Annotated in this window: 2 protein-coding genes; both read left to right on the forward strand. The window is 60.4% G+C overall.

What is annotated here, in order from left to right:
* Positions 1-441 (forward strand): methyl-accepting chemotaxis protein (locus AC07X6_RS28510; RefSeq protein WP_494793217.1); only part of this gene is annotated, 441 nt, incomplete at its 5' end.
* An 80-nt stretch (positions 442-521) separates the two neighbouring features.
* On the forward strand, positions 522-1,496 hold a 975-nt coding region (locus tag AC07X6_RS28515; RefSeq protein ID WP_494793218.1), incomplete at its 3' end, for a methyl-accepting chemotaxis protein.

The following is a 1,496-nucleotide window of genomic DNA, read 5'->3' on the forward strand; positions in this document are numbered from 1 at the left end:
CGCAACCTGGCCCAGCGTTCGGCGTCGGCGGCGAAGGAAATCAAGACCCTGATCGGCGCGTCGGTCGAGCAAGTCAATGCGGGCAGCATGCTGGTGGCGCAGGCAGGCTCGACCATGAATGACATCGTTGACAGCGTGCAGCGCGTGAGCGACATCATCACGGAAATCACGGCGGCCAGCAGCGAGCAAAGCGTGGGCATCGACGAGATCAACCGCGCCATCGGCCAGATGGATGCCGTGACGCAACAAAATGCGGCCCTGGTGGAAGAGTCGGCCGCCGCCGCCGAATCCATGCAGCACCAGGCGCACAAGCTGGCGCAAGTCGTCAGCGTGTTCAAATTGAATGGCCAGCGCGCTGGCGCCAGCGGGGCGAAGGATGTAGCACCTGCGCAAAAATGCCCGGCAGCGCCGCAAACCGCCTTGCGCATCGGCAAACGCTGACGCTGGCGCGGCTGCCCCGTGCAGCCGCTTTCTGCTGTCTCCTTTTATATAGTCTGGTTCCGCTTTTTCAGGATATTCACATGAATTTGTTAAGAAACGTCAGTATTGGTGTGCGCCTCGGCCTGGGTTTTGCCGTGATTTTGCTGTTTTCCATGGTCATCACGGGCATCAGCGTGTGGCGCTTGCACGATGTGGCGACGGCCACGCGCACCATGATGGAGCAGCCGCTGGCCAAGGAACGTTATATTTCCGACTGGTACAGCAAGATCGACAGCGGCATCCGCCGCACCACGGCCATCGTGCGCAGCGCCGACACCTCGCTGGGGCCGTATTTTGCGGAAGAAGCGAAACAGTCGTCCGTTGTATCGAGTGAACTGCAAAAGAAGATCGAAGCCCTGATTTCCGGCCCGCAAGAAACGGAACTGTTCCGCCAGGTCAGCGAAATGCGCAAGGTGTATCTGGATGCCCGTGAGCAAGTATCGAAGCTGAAGGCGGCCGGCCAGACGGAAGAAGCGGAAAAGGCCTTCCAGGCCGTGTTCGTGCCCGGTTCGACGAAATACCAGAAAGTCATCATGAACATGCTGGAACACCAGCGTGCCAGTATCGACGCCACGGCGCGCGATATCGACGAAGTGGCCAAGACCAGCCGCAACCTGATGCTGGCGCTGGCCGCGCTGGCGCTGATCTTTGGCGTCGTCTGCGCGTGGGTCTTGACGATGGGCATCGTGCGCCCCCTGCGCACCGCCGTGGAGATTGCCCGCAAGGTGGCCGATGGCGACTTGACGGCGCAAATCGATGCCAGCGCCAAGGATGAAACGGGCCAACTGCTGCAAGCGCTCAAGGATATGAACACCAGCCTGCTCAATATCGTCAGCGAAGTGCGTACGGGCACGGACAGCATCGCCACGTCGTCGACGGAAATTGCCGCAGGGAATCAAGATCTGTCTTCCCGCACGGAAGAGCAGGCCGGTTCCCTGGAGGAAACAGCTTCGTCGATGGAAGAGCTGACCAGTACCGTGAAACAGAATGCGGACAATGCGCGCCAGGCGAACCAG

This window comes from Janthinobacterium sp. GW460-12-1-14-LB5 (genome assembly GCF_059423585.1).